Origin of the sequence: Aeromonas sp. 603079, assembly GCF_049172135.1 — a bacterium.
GTDB classification, from domain to species: Bacteria; Pseudomonadota; Gammaproteobacteria; order Enterobacterales; family Aeromonadaceae; genus Aeromonas; species Aeromonas veronii.
Genome location: NZ_JAAKPX010000006.1, coordinates 44,874 through 61,600, shown reverse-complemented (window position 1 = coordinate 61,600; position 16,727 = coordinate 44,874). Strand labels below are relative to the sequence as shown.

Annotated in this window: 13 protein-coding genes; 3 read left to right on the top strand and 10 right to left on the bottom strand. The window is 56.0% G+C overall.

Annotated elements, in window-relative coordinates; translation table 11 throughout:
- Nucleotides 1-535: 535 nt before the first annotated feature.
- Nucleotides 536-1,213, top strand: coding sequence for a hypothetical protein (locus tag G5287_RS05695; protein WP_227342920.1), 678 nt, complete (start codon nt 536-538; stop codon nt 1,211-1,213).
- Here G5287_RS05695 and G5287_RS05690 read toward each other — a convergent pair.
- Nucleotides 1,190-1,465, bottom strand: a complete 276-nt coding sequence (locus tag G5287_RS05690; protein WP_227342918.1) for a hypothetical protein — start codon at nt 1,463-1,465, stop codon at nt 1,190-1,192. The genes G5287_RS05695 and G5287_RS05690 overlap by 24 nt on opposite strands.
- Nucleotides 1,466-1,594: 129 nt before the next feature.
- Between G5287_RS05690 and G5287_RS05685 the strand changes: the two genes are divergently transcribed.
- Together G5287_RS05685 and fabA are read left to right on the top strand one after the other, a co-directional pair.
- Nucleotides 1,595-3,571, top strand: a complete 1,977-nt coding sequence (locus tag G5287_RS05685) for a Lon protease family protein (protein ID WP_421172904.1) — start codon at nt 1,595-1,597, stop codon at nt 3,569-3,571.
- A gap of 98 nt (nt 3,572-3,669) precedes the next feature.
- Nucleotides 3,670-4,209, top strand: coding sequence for a 3-hydroxyacyl-[acyl-carrier-protein] dehydratase FabA (gene fabA / locus G5287_RS05680; RefSeq protein ID WP_196783564.1), 540 nt, complete (start codon nt 3,670-3,672; stop codon nt 4,207-4,209).
- A gap of 84 nt (nt 4,210-4,293) precedes the next feature.
- Here fabA and rmf read toward each other — a convergent pair whose 3' ends face one another.
- The 9 genes from rmf to G5287_RS05635 form a co-directional block, all read right to left on the bottom strand.
- Complete coding sequence (gene rmf, locus G5287_RS05675) at nt 4,294-4,473, bottom strand: ribosome modulation factor (RefSeq protein WP_005315693.1); 180 nt, start codon at nt 4,471-4,473, stop codon at nt 4,294-4,296.
- A gap of 158 nt (nt 4,474-4,631) precedes the next feature.
- Entirely contained in the window at nt 4,632-6,545 is a 1,914-nt protein-coding gene (locus G5287_RS05670) for an ABC transporter ATP-binding protein (RefSeq protein ID WP_421172905.1), read from the bottom strand.
- A 73-nt stretch (nt 6,546-6,618) separates the two neighbouring features.
- On the bottom strand, nt 6,619-6,849 hold the full coding sequence (locus G5287_RS05665) for a glutaredoxin family protein (RefSeq protein ID WP_421172906.1): 231 nt from the start codon (nt 6,847-6,849) through the stop codon (nt 6,619-6,621).
- Nucleotides 6,849-9,044 (bottom strand): bifunctional 23S rRNA (guanine(2069)-N(7))-methyltransferase RlmK/23S rRNA (guanine(2445)-N(2))-methyltransferase RlmL, encoded by a 2,196-nt coding sequence (gene rlmKL / locus G5287_RS05660; RefSeq protein WP_421230996.1) that lies wholly within the window; start codon nt 9,042-9,044, stop codon nt 6,849-6,851. Before rlmKL ends, G5287_RS05665 begins: the two co-directional genes overlap by 1 nt.
- A gap of 139 nt (nt 9,045-9,183) precedes the next feature.
- Nucleotides 9,184-9,309 carry a type B 50S ribosomal protein L36 gene (ykgO, locus tag G5287_RS05655; protein ID WP_005336596.1) on the bottom strand — a complete coding sequence of 42 codons (126 nt, stop codon included), beginning with the start codon at nt 9,307-9,309 and terminating at the stop codon, nt 9,184-9,186.
- Nucleotides 9,310-9,573: a type B 50S ribosomal protein L31 gene (locus tag G5287_RS05650; protein ID WP_005336598.1), complete on the bottom strand. Its 264-nt coding sequence runs from the start codon at nt 9,571-9,573 to the stop codon at nt 9,310-9,312.
- Nucleotides 9,574-9,939: 366 nt separating this feature from the next.
- Nucleotides 9,940-10,476, bottom strand: a complete 537-nt coding sequence (locus tag G5287_RS05645; protein WP_201937840.1) for a cell division protein ZapC — start codon at nt 10,474-10,476, stop codon at nt 9,940-9,942.
- Nucleotides 10,477-10,566: 90 nt separating this feature from the next.
- The gene (gene pyrD / locus G5287_RS05640) at nt 10,567-11,577 is read right to left on the bottom strand and encodes a quinone-dependent dihydroorotate dehydrogenase (protein ID WP_421172909.1); all 1,011 of its coding nucleotides are present in this window, start codon (nt 11,575-11,577) and stop codon (nt 10,567-10,569) included.
- A gap of 77 nt (nt 11,578-11,654) precedes the next feature.
- The gene (locus tag G5287_RS05635; protein ID WP_421172910.1) at nt 11,655-16,493 is read right to left on the bottom strand and encodes an NAD-glutamate dehydrogenase; all 4,839 of its coding nucleotides are present in this window, start codon (nt 16,491-16,493) and stop codon (nt 11,655-11,657) included.
- Between the last annotated feature and the right edge of the window lie 234 nt (nt 16,494-16,727).

The window sequence follows — 16,727 nt, the reverse complement described above, 5'->3', positions numbered from 1 at the left end:
ACACTCAGGAGCCAAACACAACATAACGAAAATATATAAATGGTTACGTTAAATGCACCATTATAAAAGTCACGAAAGCCAAGAGGGGAGGGAGCGCTTATTGCATCAAGGGCATTGGTGATCCAGCACTTTTGTAAGTGTTAACTATTCAACACGGGAAATTTGCATCTTTAGCATATTGAGTAAGGGCAGGGGATCTGTCCATCCATTAAGGCGACTACTTTAACCAGGTCAAGGCAGCCTCTAATAGTGGACTCTTGTCTCAAAATGGGACATTTGTGGTTTCAGAATATCGACTAAGGGGAGGGGGTATATCTGATCATTGGGATGACTACTTCAACCAGGAAAAGGCACCGCCCGACTTCCTGGTTGAGCGAGTAGATGTTGTGGGCGAGGGGGCTTTGGCGGATCAGTTGGCCAAGTTGGCCGACCTCTACATTGCCAAACAGCAGGGGAACCGGATGGCAGGTCTTGCTGACTTGGGTGAGGATCTTCTTAAGCTGGCCGAGAGCGGCATTCGTGACGGTTCATCGTCATGTGCTGGATTGGTGAAGGAATTGTGCCGCAGAACCGGCTGAATAAAGCCTTGTTATCTCTCACAATGATGCCGATAAATGGGGTTATCGGCATTAGCCTTAACCTTGTCTGCTATCTTGGCTTGTTGCATCATACGAATCTCATTTTCTACTTAATGAAGGACTATATGGCAAGCAGGGACAAACGGGCTCAGCGCTCGAAACTCAAAGCCAAGCAGGCTAGAAAAGCGAAGCAGGCGTCCATAGCTCGACAATCAACTCATTACACATTAAACGATGACCAGATTCGTGTGTTTCAGTCATTGCCGCAACCAGACCCTTCATTTTCCTATGTAAAACCATTGATAGATGAAATGTACGCAGGGCTCTGTGCTGAGGGCCAAGAAGATGATGTGTTGGCCTTTGAGTTCATTGAGATCGTAACTCTCGCCGCTGCTTCTTATATCATCTGGTCAGAGAACAACCTGAGGTCATTCCAGCAAAGTCTCATTGCCACAATATCCGATGAGCTTGCTGATAATCCTCAGTTCATGCACGCATTGATGGGTTCTTTGCCGCCAATCTTCCTTGAAGACCTCAGTGTGATGAGCCAAGTCTTCGAGAACGCTAACGAACAGGGTGAAGTTTCTGAAGACTTTCTGAAGAAACTCAATTCACCGGCTATCAACTTTCTCTGAACCCATATCTGGGCCCCAATCCATTTCACCTGGTGACGCGGCATTGGGGTCACAGTGTGCCAACAGTTCTTTCAGTGTGTAGCTCGGCTGGCCACGCAGTTTGGCACGAGCACGCTCCACATCATCAAACGCCGCAGTCAGCAGCGCCGGATCACCATCTTCAAGGGCTGCCTGCAGATAGGCAACCATATCGGCCTCAGTGGCCAAGCCGTCAGCCACATCAAAGCGGCTCCATTGCTCAGTTCTCTTCATTCAGTCCTCCTGCATCCGTCATTGCGTATAATGCATATTATGTTAAATCAATTGTCTTGTTTCCTGTCACCACTTATTGAACTGTGTATAATGGCAACAATTGATCCTATCTTCGACCGGATGTCTTAAGTGGCTGAATTAACATCAGAACAATTAAAACCCGCTTTTGCGATTGAACAGTTCCCCAAGCTTAGCGAGCTTGAACCTATCCCCTTTGCTGCGCTGCAACCCAGAGCCATTTCCGGCATCAAACGTCTTGCCAGCTTTGATGGTGACTGTCCGGTCATGCTGCTCAACGGGTTCCCCGGCGCAGATTACGAAGGCGTTTGCCAAACGTTGATTGCCGACTCCAATGGCAAGGATGGTGACCTGTTTGATCTCTGCTACACCGAGAATCTGAACAACCCCTACAAGCCTATCTGGCTGCGCCTGCAACCAGGCACCGGCGTTGAGTTTTGCGAAATGGTTGGCGAGCTGCTCAAGCTGTTGAGCCACCATCTCGATGCCGAACGCATCGTGACCCGCATCATGCGCAAGCAGAACAATGATCCGAAAATCGATGATTTCCTCTCCGATCTGGCGGCTCACGTGGCATTGGGTCTGGAATTCCAGCACCCCATTCTGATCAACTTGCTGATCCACCACGAAGCGCAGGAAGCGCCGGTAATTTATGGCCGTGATCTCAACTGGGATACCCTGTTTGGCTCCATCAACTACCAGACCGAGCAAGGCTCTGTGTATGCTAACCAGCACCTGCTGGAGCCTGGCTTGCTGCGCGAAGCCAACGGCGGCTACCTCATTTTGCAACTGGACGAGCTGCTGGATCAGCCGCACCTCTGGTTCAAACTGAAAAATGCCATGCAAAAAGGCGAGCTGGACTGGAACGCCTATCAGGAAGGGAAAACCCTGACCCCCTTCTTCGCGCCTGAAGCGACCCCCATCAAGCTCAAGCTGATCCTGGTGGGTGACCGACTCGACGTGGCCGAGTTCCAGATGCTGGATCGGGATATGTCCGAGCGCATCTTCCTGCGCGCGGATCTGGTGTCAGAGGTGAATATTGAAGAGGATCTGCAGGAATTTCTGCAGTACCTGGCCTGGCTGCGCCAGCGCTGGAGCCTGCTGGACTTCACGCCAGCCGCCCTCGCCGCCATTTGTCGTCATGCCAGCCGCCTCTGTGACCATCAGGAGTGGCTGTCGCTCTCCGAAGTGCAACTCTCCGCCATCATGCGGATGGCTGACAGTCTGGCCCGGGAGCTGGAATCTGATGTGGTCACCGACGAGCATATTCGCGGCGCACTGGAAGAGCAGGATTACCGCCTCAACTATCTGGTTGAGCAGTCCGATCAGGGGGTTATCGACGGCCAGATCCTGCTGCAAACCGATGGCGAAGAGATTGGCCAGATCAACGGCCTGTCTGTCATTCAGGTCTCCGGTCACCCCTATGACTTCGGTGAACCGGTGCGCCTCACTGCTACCGTACACCTTGGTGATGGCGATGTGGCGGATATCGAGCGCAAAGCGGAGCTGGCCGGTCATATCCACGCCAAGGCGATGATGATTATCCACGGCTATCTCTCCAACAAATTTGGTGCAGAGAACCCCTCCCCCCTGTCGGCCAATCTGGTGTTCGAGCAGTCTTACCACGAAATTGATGGCGACAGTGCCTCCCTGACCGGCTTGTGTGCCCTACTCTCTGCCCTCGCCCGCCAGCCTATCTATCAGCACTTCGCCGTGACCGGTGCGGTCGATCAGTTTGGCAATGTGCAGGCCGTTGGTGGCGTCAACGAGAAGATTGAAGGCTTCTTCCGGGTGTGCAAAATCCACGGCATCACTGGCAAGCAAGGGATCATTTTGCCGGGCACCAACATCCAGCAGCTGAACCTCTCTGACGAGGTGATTGCAGCGGTTGAAGCGGGCCAGTTCCACATCCACCCGGTGGATCATGTGGAAGAGGCCATCGAGTTGCTGACTGGCTGTGTCGCCGGTGAGCCTGATATACCCGATACCCTGTTTGGCCGTATTCAGGAGCGGTTGGACGAGTTGAACGGCTCCACTGCCAAAGTCGGACTGCTGCAATCCCTGCTGGGGCGCCTGTTTGGCCGCTGATGAAGTGATCGGAGTTGTTTAGCGAACAACTGTAAGCTAAATTGGCCCGGATTTGACCCATTTGAAGGAAATACCGCGTGACCGTAGACAATACCACCATGGAAGCCCGCCTTTCCCTGTGCGAACAGGGCAAGAACTCTTTTACCCGTGAAGAGCTGCTGGCTTGCAGCCGTGGCGAACTGTTTGGTGAGGGTAACAGTCAGCTGCCTGCCCCCAACATGTTGATGATGGACCGCATCGTCAAGATCAATGACAACGGCGGCGAACACGGCAAGGGCGAGATCCTGGCTGAGCTCGACATTACTCCGGATCTCTGGTTCTTCGATTGCCACTTCCCGGGTGATCCTGTGATGCCTGGCTGTCTCGGTCTGGACGCCATGTGGCAGCTGGTTGGCTTCTTCCTTGGCTGGAAAGGTGGCCCCGGCAAGGGTCGTGCTCTGGGCGTAGGTGAAGTGAAATTCACCGGCCAGATCCTGCCGACTGCCAAGAAAGTGACCTACAAGATCACCTTCAAGCGCGTCATCAACCGCAAGCTGGTGATGGGGATTGCTGATGGTGTGGTCGAAGTCGACGGTCGTCCGATCTACAGCGCCACCGACCTGAAAGTGGGCCTGTTCAAAGATACCACCGCATTCTGATCTCTCTGATTGGTGGTAAAACAACATTAACGCAAAGGGGCCACAACGGCCCCTTTCCTTTTGTAATGAGTGATGAAGTACCTGCTACTTCATGAAGAGGCCTGAGCCCCGCCCTTCCATGGCGTCACGCCAACCACCAAGCCAATGCCCTCGGGCATCCAGGCATTGATACGGACACGCTTCTTTCTGTTTGCCGACCACGCCAGCCTGATAACCACGAGCACGAGCTCTTTCCAGACGGTCCCGCTTCTGTCTCTTCATCATCTACGACCCTCTTCGTGGAACAAAAAAAGCGACCAATTCTGCATCGGTCGCTTTCATCTTTACTCCTGCGAGCGCACTCGGTCAAACAAAAACTTCCACCCTAACCGGGCTATGTGACACAAGGCACTGAACTGGATTAAGTTTTAATTACAGGGAACTTACTCCTTATTTTTGAGTCCTTCCAGCTCTTCCCAGCGAGCAAATGCCTGCTCCAGCGCGGCTTCAGCGGCATTGAGCGCATCGAGTTTCGGCTGGGTTTTATCTGCCGGCAGCGAGAAGAACCCAGGCTGGTTGATCTCGCTTTGCAGCGCATCCAGCTCGGCTTCCAGCTGCTCAAGACGAGCAGGCAACCCTTCCAGTTCAAGCTGCAGCTTGTAGGAGAGCTTCTTGCTTTTCTTCGGCGCTTCTGGCGCGGTGGCTACGACCGGCTCGGGCGCCTTGACCGGTGCACTCTTAGCCTGTTGTTGAGCGTTCTGCTGTTCGCGGGTCGCCATCATGTCGGCGTAACCACCCACGTAATCGCTGATGCGGCCATCCCCTTCAAACAGCCAGCAGCCGGTCACTGTGTTGTCGATGAAGCGACGATCGTGACTGACCAGCAGCAGGGTGCCGGGGTAGTCGGAAAGCAGCTCTTCCAGCAGCTCCAGAGTCTCGACGTCGAGGTCGTTGGTCGGTTCATCGAGGATCAGCAGGTTGCTCGGCTTGAGGAACAGCTTGGCCAGCAGCAGCCGGTTCTTCTCGCCACCGGAGAGCGCCTTGACCGGCGTACGGGCCCGCTTGGGCTCGAACAGGAAGTCCTGCAGGTAACCGAGGATATGACGGGAGCGACCACGCACCATCACCTCCTGCTTGCCCTCCCCGACGTTGTCCACCACCGTCTGCTCGGGATCGAGCTGCTCGCGGTACTGATCGAAGTAGGCCACCTCCAGATTGGTGCCCCCCTTGACGGTGCCACGGGTTGGCTCAAGCTGACCCAGCAACAGCTTGATCAGGGTCGATTTGCCGCAGCCATTGGGGCCGACCAGCGCAATCTTGTCGCCACGCAGCACTTGCAGATCGAGCCCCTTGAACAAGGTGCGATCGCCAAAATCCAGCCCCAGCCCTTCGGTCTCGAACACCAGCTTGCCGGAGCGATTGACCTCGTCCAGTTGCAGCTTGGCCTTGCCCTGCAACTCGCGACGCTGGGAGCGCTCCATCCGCATCGCCTCAAGTGCGCGCACCCGGCCTTCGTTACGGGTACGGCGAGCCTTGATACCCTGACGAACCCATACCTCTTCCTGGGCCAGTTTGCGGTCGAACTCGGCATTCTTCAGCTCTTCAACCCGCAGCCACTCCTCTTTTCCCTGCAGGTACTCGTCGTAGTTGCCAGGCCAGGAGGTGATGACGCCGCGATCAAGATCGATGATTCGGGTCGCCAGCTTGTGGATGAACTCACGGTCGTGGGAGATAAACACGATAGCGCCGCGAAAATCCTTGAGGAAATCTTCCAGCCAGTTGATGGCTTCGATATCCAGGTGGTTGGTCGGCTCATCGAGCAGCAACAAGTCGGGATCACAGGCCAGCGCACGGGCCAGCGCCACCTTGCGCAGCCAACCGCCAGAGAGACTATCGAGGGTCACATCGGGATCCAGCCCCAGCAGGGTCAACACTTGACTGATGCGGGTCTCGAACTGCCAGCCGTTCTGATAATCGAGCTGCTCTTGCAACTCGCTCATCTTGCGAATGTTGGCGTCTGACGGATCGCTCGCCAGCTCCATGGAGATGTGATGGTATTGCTTGAGCAGCTCCCCTACCCCGGCCAGCCCTTCGGCGGCATAGTCAAATACCGTCAGCTCGCTGGAAGCTGGCGGATCCTGCTCAAGGCGGGTCACTTTCAAATCTTGCTGCAGCACCAGACGTCCGTCGTCCAGCGGCAATTCGCTGGCAATGACCTTCATCAGAGTGGACTTGCCCGCTCCGTTGCGACCAACCAGACAGAGGCGCTCGCCCCGCTCGATGGTCAATTCGGCATTGTCGAGCAGCGGGAAATCACTGAACGACAGACATGCGCCGTGCAATGTTAAAAGAGCCATGTGTGTTCCTTATTTCATATGAAAAAAACGGGCAGCAGACTGGGTCTGCCCCCGTTTTATCGTCAAATCACTCTCACCCCTGACGGGCGGCCCAGCTTTTGAGCTCGACCAGCGTGAAGGGCCAGCCAAGCTCGCGGCCTGCCTCGTCACGCAGCACCGGAATGCGCACCCGATAGGCGGCAAGCCACTGCTCATCATCCATGATGTCGCACTGGCAGGTGGTAGCGGCAAGGCCTGCCTCCTCCACCAGCGCCCAGGCCTGCTCACACAGGTGGCAACCGTCGGTATGAAACAGGGTCAGCATCACGCCTCGCCTTGCTCCGGCGCATGAGTGATGATCCAGCAGTTGTGGATGTGCTGGTTACGTTCGAAATCCTTCGGTCGCGTCTTCTGGGTGATGTTCTGGGCCTTGAGACCAGTGGCCTCTAGACCGGCCAGATCCATCTTGAAGTGACGCTTGTTGTTGGAGAAGACCAGAGTGCCGTCCGCCGCCAGCAGGCGCTTCAGGTGCTGCATCAGCAACAGGTGATCGCGCTGTACGTCGAAGCTCTCGTCCATCCGCTTGGAGTTGGAGAAGGTGGGCGGATCGATGAAGATGAGGTCGTACTGCTCATCGGCTTCAGACAACCACTTCAGGCAATCTGCCTGGACAAACTTGTGCTGACGGCCCACCAGCGAGTTGAGACGCATGTTGTCCTGCGCCCAGTTCAGGTAGGTGTGAGACATGTCGACTGTGGTGGTATCGCTGGCACCGCCAAGACCTGCGTGCACGGTGGCACTGCCGGTATAGGCAAACAGGTTCAGGAAGCGCTTGCCCTTGGCCATCTGACCCAGCATGCGGCGAGTCTGACGATGGTCGAGGAACAGGCCGGTATCGAGATAGTCGTAGAGGTTGACCCACAGACGGGCACCGTACTCCTGCACTTCCATCCGGTGCTGCTCTTCGGAGAGCTTCTGATACTGCTGTTTGCCTTCCTGACGCTCACGCACCTTCAGGATCACCTTCTCGCCGTCCATGCCGGTCACCTTGATGGCGGCCTGCACCATGTCGAGCAGACGCTGACGGGTCTTCTGGGCGGGGATGTCCTTGGGCGCGGCATATTCCTGCACCACCAGATAGTCCTGATAGCGGTCGATGGCAGCGTTGTATTCCGGCAAGTCGGCATCGTAGATGCGATAGCAATCGATGCCCTCTTTGTTGGCCCATTTCTCTAGGGTTTTCAGATTCTTACGCAGACGGTTGGCAAAGTCCTGCGCGACCTCTTTTTGGGAAGCCACGGAGTCCAGTGCGATTTGATAATTGCGCAGCTGACACTCGAGGGCGCCGTTGAACAGGCGGTATTGCTTGTCGGCGCGCAGGCGCAGACAGCTCAGCAGCTCGGGCGATGCGGACAGAATGGAGACTTTCCAACCCTGGAAGCTACGACGCAGAGCATCGCCCAGCGCCTGGTGCACTTCCAGCAGCGCCGGAAATTCGCCAAGACGCTCGCCATAAGGTGGGTTGGAGATCAGCATACCGACCTGGCGGGCCTCCCCTTGACCTTCTTCCCCTTCAACAGGGGCAGGCATCGGCAGCGGGTTTTCCAGCTTGGTGACATCGGCTTGCTTGAAGGTGATGAGGTGCGCCACACCGGCCGCTTTGGCGTTATCACGGGCTTTGAGCAGCACACGCTGGTCGGCATCACAGCCAAACAGTTTTACTTCGCAACGCTGCATGCCGCGTTTGGCACGCACTTGTGCTTCCATCATCAGGCTCTGCCACAGCTCGCTATCATGCTGCAGCCAGCGATCGAAACCGAAGCGCTCGCGACGCAGCGCCGGCGCCATGTCGGCGGCGATAAAGGCCGCTTCGATCAGCAGCGTACCGGAACCGCACATCGGGTCCATCATGGGCTCACCGGCCCAGCCACTACGGGCAATCATGGCGCAGGCTAGGTTTTCTTTGAGCGGAGCTTCACCGGTGCCCTGACGATAGAAACGCTGATGCAACGCCGGGCCTGACAAGTCCAGCGTGATATTGGCCTTGCCTTTGCCCAGGTGCGCCATGATGCGAATATCCGGCGACTTCTTGTCCACGTCCGGACGCACGTGACCGCGCTTGGTGAAGCGGTCGACGATGGCATCCTTGATCTTCAGCGCGCCATATTGGGTATTGCGAATGGCAGGGTTGGTACCGGTAAAGTCCACCGCGATGGTAGAGGTACCGGAGAAGTGCTCTTCCCAGGGGATTGTGTGGGCGCCCAGATAGAGATCCAGATCATCGTTCATCTGGAATTCGGAGAGCACCAGCACGATACGGGAGGCAAAACGGCTCCACAGGCAGGCCTTGTAGCCAATCGCCAGTTCGCCTTTGAAATGGACGCCAGCCACGGTCTCACGGACCTGCTCTGCGCCAAGATTGGTCAGCTCGTCGGCCAACAGGTTTTCCAGCCCCTTGGGGCAGGTTGCAAAAAATTCTTTCATCACGCTCACGGGGAACCCATAAAAATAGTGCCGCATTATACCTCATCAGGCGGGCTGGAGCATGCAAAAGTCGGCGCAAACAGCAGGATGGAAACAGATTGATAGGTGGCGAAAAGGTAAAAGGCCCCATGACTACCCGATGGCGAGATCATGGGGCCAGACATCATTTAGCGGATCACTTCATACGAGCCTTGAAACGGGGATTGCTTTTGCAAATCACGAACAATTTGCCCCGACGGCGCACCAACTGACAATCGGGATGACGCGCCCGTGCGGATTTGAGTGAACAGACGACCTGCATTCAGGACTCCTTCTTGCTTGAAAATGCGCCAAAGCGCTTGTTGAAACGGGCCACACTCCCCTCGCTCGATACCTGCTTCTGCTTGCCGGTATAGAACGAGTGCGACTGGCTGGAAACATCGAGCGATACGTAGGGATACTCCTTCCCATCTTGCCACGTATAGCGGCGATCGCTCTTGATGGTTGAACCTACCAGGAAAAAGGCATCTGCCGCCGTGTCATGGAACAGCACCAAACGATAATCAGGATGAATATGAGGCTTCATAGCAACTCCATTTTGTTATGTTATAACAAAATGTAAGTGAGAATAGCTCTCGTTTCAAGCATAAAATGTCGTATGTAGAAAATCGCAGCAGTGAGTGATGTGTTGATAGCTAGGTGAAGGCACTACGCAAGCAGAACGAAACTAGAGGGAGGCACCATGCTTACAGCACGGAATACCAAGATACTGCGTGGTGCAAGTGGATGTAACAAGCCTCAAGAGAGGCTGGATCACAACTATGAAGATCAATCAGAATGGGCAAGATGTTCGCGGATCAATGAAGTATCAGAAACGAGGCACGATTGAGGTGACAACAGTAAAAACAGGCAGCGGTGTAATCACAGAGATAAAACGATTGATGAAAATATATCAACTAACCTGACGATATTGCTCGGTCACGGTAATACGCGGTTTCATCCGGTTATTCATCACCTTGATCACCCCGAAACGCGGCAAAGCTTTACTGGTGGTCAATACCAGATCGGCAGTGAGGTTCAAACAGACGCTGGCCTGCTCCCCTGCCTCAATGACCATAAATTCGCCGTTACCATGGGGTGTATTCATCAGGACCAGATCACCGTTTTGCGGGCTCACTTGCGGATGTTGTTCACTAAAAAACCAGCTTTGCGGCATCAGGGGTTTATAAAAACGACTGACCGCGATGGCATTAAGCACCAACTGAACCTGATGCGGAATACTCCACTCAAGTTCGGCTGCTTTATCCATCAACTGATAATAGAGGGCGGCATCATCGACACAAAAAGGCTGGGTCGCAAACGAGCTGGGCACCAATTGTCGCCCTTTATACTCGGTCGCAAATAACATGTTATCAGACAGGTCCAACATCAGACGGTCACTCTGGGCATCGTAGTGCCATTGCCAGCTATCGGTCGGTTGGATAAACATGTTGGAGCCCTTACTTGATAATTACCAGTTGACTTTATTCCATATGCAGGAAATCAGCAACGTCAAATAAAGGGCTCCGCCATCTATTTCTTAAATATTGGTCACAATCTCTTTGACCAGCCCCGGCCCTTTATAAATAAAGCCGCTATAAATTTGTACCAGACTGGCACCGGCGGCCAATTTTTCACGGGCGGCCATGGCACTATCAATACCACCCACCCCGATAATTGGCAGAGCACCATTGAGCGCCTTGGCCAGATGACGGATCACCTTGGTACTCTTGTGCTGCAGCGGACGACCACTCAGGCCACCCGCTTCACCGGCGTGGGGCATGTCATAAATCATCTCGCGCTCGAGAGTGGTATTGGTGGCGATAACCCCATCAATACCATTTCGTACCAGCGAAGCGGCCACCTGATCTATTTCTTCAAGGCTTAAATCCGGGGCAATTTTAACCGCCAGCGGCACATACTTTTTATATTGAGCGGCCAGCTCTTGCTGACGCACCTTGAGGGCGGCCAGCAATTCATCCAGCGCCTCGCCATATTGCAGTGAACGCAAACCCGGGGTGTTGGGGGAAGAGATATTGACGGCAATATAACCGGCATGATCATAAACCTTGTCCATGCAGATCAGGTAATCATCCTTACCCTGTTCGATGGGAGTATCTTTGTTCTTGCCGATATTAATGCCGATGACCCCCTGATATTTGGCCTCTTTTACCTTGGCCACCAGATGATCAACCCCCTTGTTGTTGAATCCCATCCGGTTGATGATCCCCTCTGCCGGAATAACCCGGAACAGGCGGGGCTTGTCATTGCCGCTTTGGGGTCTGGGGGTGACGGTACCGACTTCGATAAAGCCAAATCCCATGGCGCCCAGCGCGTCAATGCACTCACCATCTTTATCCAGACCGGCCGCCAATCCCACCGGATTGGCAAAAGAAAGCCCCATGACAGTGACGGGGCGTTTCGGCAAATTCTGGCGGAAGAAACAATCGAGTGGCGTACCGAGAAGGCGGGGCAAATATTTCATGGAGAGATCGTGAGCCTGTTCCGGATTGAGTTTGAACAGGAAATGCCTGGCGATGGGGTACAACATCTTTGCTCCTTAAAGAAAGCCCCGGCAACTGGCCGGGGCTTTGGGTGTAATGTCGGTGTCATGCCTTAATCTGGCAATTAAAGTGCCCGACAATTCAACTGGAGCAGGTTCAACTCTCGCAAGGCCACCGAGAACTTGGCGAACTCGTGGGTACTGGTGGTCTTGAAGTCGGCCAACATGTGGGTCCAACGGGACAAGAGTTGCTCATGCTCCGAAATCCAGTCGGCCAGTATGGTAGCGCATTCTCCCTGATCTTTGCACCCTTCCAGTACCACAGAAGTGAGACTGCGCTGCTGCCAGTCCAGATCTTCGCGGAAGGAGGCTCGCGCCATCGCCTGCCAGTGGTTGCCGACCGGCTGATGGTTGATCTGGTCGAGGAACCAGTGCAGATCCAGTTTGGCACCGAGGCGATAGTAAACATTGGCGGCACGCAGGATATCGGTCTTGTGCTCGGCGGCAATCTGCGCCAGATCCAGACTGGAGAAGAGGCTGCTCATATGGGCGACCTGACGGGCAATGGCTTCAGGCACCTGTTTCTCCATCCACTTGGCAACAGCCTGACGATGCTCGGCCACTTCGCTCTCATCCATCACCTCGTAAAGGTGCTTCCCTAAGGTCTCGAACGCCGGACGGAAGAAGGCGATGTTCTCGCTGATGCTCCAGCTGCGATTGCGGGCGCGCAGGAACCAGCGGGTGGCACGGCGCACGATGCGGCGGCTGTAGAACATCAGCTCGAGCTGAGTCTGGGCATCCACCAGGTTGTCGCACCCTTCGATATCGCGCCACAGCTGGTTCATGCCAAACACTTCGCGGGCCATGGCAAAGCAGCAGGCCACTTCCGCCACCGAGGCTCCGGTCTCGTCCTTCATCCGGCTGGCGAAGTTGAGCCCCATGTCATTGACCAACATGTTGGCCACCCGGGTAGCGATGATCTCGCCGCGTAGCGGGTGATCGGCCAGCTGTGCACCAAACTGCTGCTGCACCTTGGCCGGGAAGCTGGTGACCAGCATGTTAGCGAGGAAGGGCTCGTCGGTCACTTCCGGGCAGTTGAGCTGCTCTTTCAGCACCATCTTGCCGTAAGCCACCAGCACCGCCAGTTCGGGGCGGGTCAGTCCCTGCCCTGCCGCCATCCGCTCGGAAAGCTCCTCATCGGATGGCAGGAACTCGAGCGCACGGTCCAGCTTGCCTTCCCGCTCCAGTCCCTGAATAAAGCGCTGCTGCTCTTTCAGTTGTTCAGAGCCGCGGAAGCTGGTGACCGAGATAGACTGGGACTGGCGATAGGCGTTGGTGATCACGATCTGCGCCACGTCGTCGGTCATCTCATACAGCATCTGGTTACGCTGCTTGAGGGTCAGATCTCCTGCCGCCACCAACTGGTTCAGCAGGATCTTGATGTTCACCTCGTTGTCGGAGCAATCCACCCCGCCCACGTTGTCGGTAAAATCGGTATTGATGCGACCGCCCTGGCTGGCGTACTCCACCCGACCGAGCTGGGTAAAGCCAAGGTTGCCCCCCTCTCCTACGATACGGGCCCGCAGATCGCGACCATTGACCCGCAGTGCATCGTTGCTGCGATCGCCCACTTCCCCATCGCTCTCGCGAGCGCTCTTCACGTAGGTGCCGATGCCGCCGTTCCACAGCAGGTCGACATTGAGGCAAAGCAGTGCCTTGATCAGCTCGTTCGGCGCCATGCTGGCCTTGTCGGTGCCGAGCAGGGTCTGCATCTCGGGGCTCAGCTTGATGGATTTGGCAGAGCGCAGGAAGATGCCGCCCCCTTGTGATATCAGCTCGCGGTTGTAGTCATCCCAGCTGGAACCCGGCAGATCGAACAGACGCTGGCGTTCGACAAAGCTCTTTGCCGCATCCGGGGTCGGGTCAACGAAGATGTGCATGTGGTTGAACGCGCCCACCAGCCGGGTGTGCTCGGAGAGCAGCATGCCGTTGCCGAACACGTCGCCGGCCATGTCCCCAATCCCCACGCAAGTGAAGTCGGTGGTCTGGCAGTTGACGCCAATTTCACGAAAATGCCGTTTGACCGACTCCCAGGCACCGCGGGCGGTGATGCCCATCTTCTTGTGGTCGTAACCGACCGAACCGCCGGAGGCGAACGCATCGCCGAGCCAGTGACCGTATTCGAGACTGATCTCGTTGGCAATATCCGAGAAGGTGGCAGTCCCCTTGTCGGCAGCAACCACCAGGTAGTAGTCATCCTCATCGTGGCGCACCACGGATTTGGGCGGGATCACCTCGCCGCCAATGATGTTGTCGGTCACATCGAGCAGGCCGCGAATAAACAGGCGATAACAGGCCTTACCCTCCTCCTGGATTACGGCACGGGGCGCCCCCACCGGCATCTGTTTGCAGTAGAAACCGCCCTTGGCCCCTACCGGCACAATGACGGTGTTCTTCACCTGCTGGGCTTTCACCAGACCCAGCACTTCGGTGCGGAAGTCCTCTTTGCGATCGGACCAGCGCAGACCGCCACGGGCAACCTTGCCCCAGCGCAGATGTACCCCTTCCACTCGTGGTGAATAGACGAAGATCTCGAACTTGGGCAGCGGCAGCGGCATATCGGTGATGCTGGACGGCGCCAGCTTGAAGGAGATGTAGGGCTTGATGTTGCCCGCCTTGTCCAACTGGTAGTAGTTGGTGCGCAGGGTAGCGTCGATCATCTCCACATAGCGACGAATGATCCGATCGTCATCCAGGTTGGCCACCTGATCCAGCTTGGCGGCAAGCTCCTCGTGCAGCTTGGCCTGCACCTTGGCATCTTGCTTGCCGGCAGGATCGAGGCGCTGTTCGAACAGGGTAAACAGCAGTTGGGCAATATCCGGGTAGCGGGTCAGGGTCTCTTCGATATAGGACTGGCTGAAGGAGACGCCGGTCTGGCGCATGTATTTGGCATAGGCGCGCAGCACCGACACCTGACGGCCGGTAAGTCCCGCCCCCAATACCAGCCGGTTGAAGCCGTCATCTTCCAGCTGCTTGTTCCAGATGGCGGCAAACGCCTGCTGGAAGCGCTGCTGGCTCTGGGCCAGATCAAAGGGCTGCTCGCCGTGCAGCAACATGGAGAAGTCGAGGATCCAGAACAGATCGCCAGCCGGAGTGCGTACCTGATACGGGGTCTCGCCGATCACCCGCAGCCCCATGTTCTCCAGCATCGGCAGCACATCGGAGAGGTGAATGGGCTCGGTGCGATGGAACAGCTTGAGCCGTACCCGACGGTCGTTCTCCTCCTCCTGCGCGCGATAGAACAGCATGCCCAGCGGCTCGGCTTCGCTCAGGTTATCGAGCGCCATAATATCGGCCACGGCAGAGCCAGGCAGCACATCCTCCTTGTAAGCGCGGGGGAATGCAGTACTGAAACGGCGGCGCAGCTCGTTGCCACGAGCCTCGCCATAGTGGGAAAGCAGCACGGAGTCGAGTCTGTCGTCCCAGCTGCGGGCCGCTTCAATCAGGTTGTTCTGTACTTCGTTCACATCCACATCCACGTTGTTGTTGTTGACCCGCACTATGTAGTGGGTCCGCGCCAGCACGCCTTCGGTGAAGTAGACGTTGAACTCCACCTCTTCATTGCTGCCAAAATATTTCTGCAAAATTTGCTGGGTCTTGATCCGCAGCGCCGTGTTGTAGCGCTCCTTGGTGACATAGACCATGCAGGAGAAGAAGCGACCATAGACATCGCGGCGCACGAACAGTCGCAGCATGTCCCGCTCCTGCATCTCCAGCACCCCAAGACCGGTGGCCAGCAGCTCCTCTTCACGAGCCTGGATCAACTCATCGCGGGGATAGGTTTCCAATACGTTCAGCAGCGCCTTGTAGGCGTGGGAGCCCTTCTCGTGACCGGAGGCGGCCATGATGCGTTCGAGACGATGGCTGATGAGCGGGATCTGGGTCGCGCTGGTGTTGTAGATGGAAGAGGCGTAGAGGCCGATGAAGCGATCTTCCCCGATCACCTTGCCATGCTCGTCAAAGCGCTTGATGCCGATGTAATCCACATAAGCCGGACGGTGCACCCGGGACTTGCTGTTGGATTTGGTGAGGATCAGCAGGTCAGAACTCAGAGCGGCGTGACGGGCGCTGGCCGGCATATTGCCAAGGCGCTGACCCACCTCCTTGATGGAGTTTTTCATCAGCCCAAGGCTGGAGCTCGCCTGTGGCAGGATCTCGTGATCCCCCTCCACTGCCTTGACGTCGTAACGGCGATACCCCATCAGGGTGAAGTTGTGGGCAGCCACCCATTTGAGGAAGGCAACGCAGGAGGCCACCTCCTCCTTGCTGACCGGGTGCTTGCGCTTGGGCAGTTCGTCAATGATCTCATTGAGCTTGGCCAGCATGGGCTGCCAGTCGCCCACTGCCAGCGCCACTTCACCAGCCACCGAGTTGAGCTCGGCAGCCAGCGCGGCCATCTGCTCCTCGCTGGTGAGGTGATCGATCTCGATAAGGAAGGCCGTTTCAACCGAGGTCTGCCCATCGGTGTTGTCGAGCGCCAGAATGGCGTCAATCTTGCCATCCGCTCCACGAATGAGGTGCAGCGGTTGGTGCAGCATCATGTGGGCGGTGATATTGAGTCGCTTGAGCGCCATCCGGATGGAGTCCACCAGGAAGGGGGAGTCCTGCAGGATCACCTCGACGATGGTATGGGGCGATTGCCAGCCGTGACGGGTCAGTTCGGGATTGTAGACCCGGATGTAGGGATCGGTACCGCTGCGCTGATTGAGGGCATTCCACAGGCTCAGGGCCGCGCCATAGAGATCGCTGTCATTGCGATCGTGCAGGTCGGAGCTCGCCATGTTGCCGTAGAACTTGGCAACGAAGCGCTCGACCAGAGAGGCACTGTTTTTGGGCAACTTCTGATGGATCAGACTGAGAACGTTTTCGAGCAGAACTGAGGTAGGGGCGTCTTTCAATGCCATTTTTATATTCCTTATCGGACGACATTAACCACCGACGCAGAGGCAACCACCCTGGTTACCCGCTGGTGCAGAGTTGTTGCGAAGTGTAATGGCTTGGCTAAGGGAAGGCGAGGAAAGGTGCTAACGAGATGTTAAAAACAAGGTGCAGATCACGGCTTAAACTGTGAGAAATTTTGCAAATAACAAAAAATACAGAAATTCCCACTACCTTTGTGCCAGTTTACCGGATAGATA

What these genes read in the sequence shown, in the direction of transcription:
- pyrD (WP_421172909.1), bottom strand. Translation starts at nt 11,577, where the DNA reads ATGTTGTACCCCATCGCCAGGCATTTCCTGTTCAAACTCAATCCGGAA.
- G5287_RS05695 (WP_227342920.1), top strand. Translation starts at nt 536, where the DNA reads ATGTGCTGGATTGGTGAAGGAATTGTGCCGCAGAACCGGCTGAATAAA.
- rmf (WP_005315693.1), bottom strand. Translation starts at nt 4,473, where the DNA reads ATGATGAAGAGACAGAAGCGGGACCGTCTGGAAAGAGCTCGTGCTCGT.
- fabA (WP_196783564.1), top strand. Translation starts at nt 3,670, where the DNA reads ATGGAAGCCCGCCTTTCCCTGTGCGAACAGGGCAAGAACTCTTTTACC.
- G5287_RS05665 (WP_421172906.1), bottom strand. Translation starts at nt 6,849, where the DNA reads ATGCTGACCCTGTTTCATACCGACGGTTGCCACCTGTGTGAGCAGGCC.
- G5287_RS05635 (WP_421172910.1), bottom strand. Translation starts at nt 16,493, where the DNA reads ATGGCATTGAAAGACGCCCCTACCTCAGTTCTGCTCGAAAACGTTCTC.
- G5287_RS05690 (WP_227342918.1), bottom strand. Translation starts at nt 1,465, where the DNA reads ATGAAGAGAACTGAGCAATGGAGCCGCTTTGATGTGGCTGACGGCTTG.
- G5287_RS05645 (WP_201937840.1), bottom strand. Translation starts at nt 10,476, where the DNA reads ATGTTTATCCAACCGACCGATAGCTGGCAATGGCACTACGATGCCCAG.
- rlmKL (WP_421230996.1), bottom strand. Translation starts at nt 9,044, where the DNA reads ATGCGGCACTATTTTTATGGGTTCCCCGTGAGCGTGATGAAAGAATTT.
- ykgO (WP_005336596.1), bottom strand. Translation starts at nt 9,309, where the DNA reads ATGCAGGTCGTCTGTTCACTCAAATCCGCACGGGCGCGTCATCCCGAT.
- G5287_RS05650 (WP_005336598.1), bottom strand. Translation starts at nt 9,573, where the DNA reads ATGAAGCCTCATATTCATCCTGATTATCGTTTGGTGCTGTTCCATGAC.
- G5287_RS05670 (WP_421172905.1), bottom strand. Translation starts at nt 6,545, where the DNA reads ATGGCTCTTTTAACATTGCACGGCGCATGTCTGTCGTTCAGTGATTTC.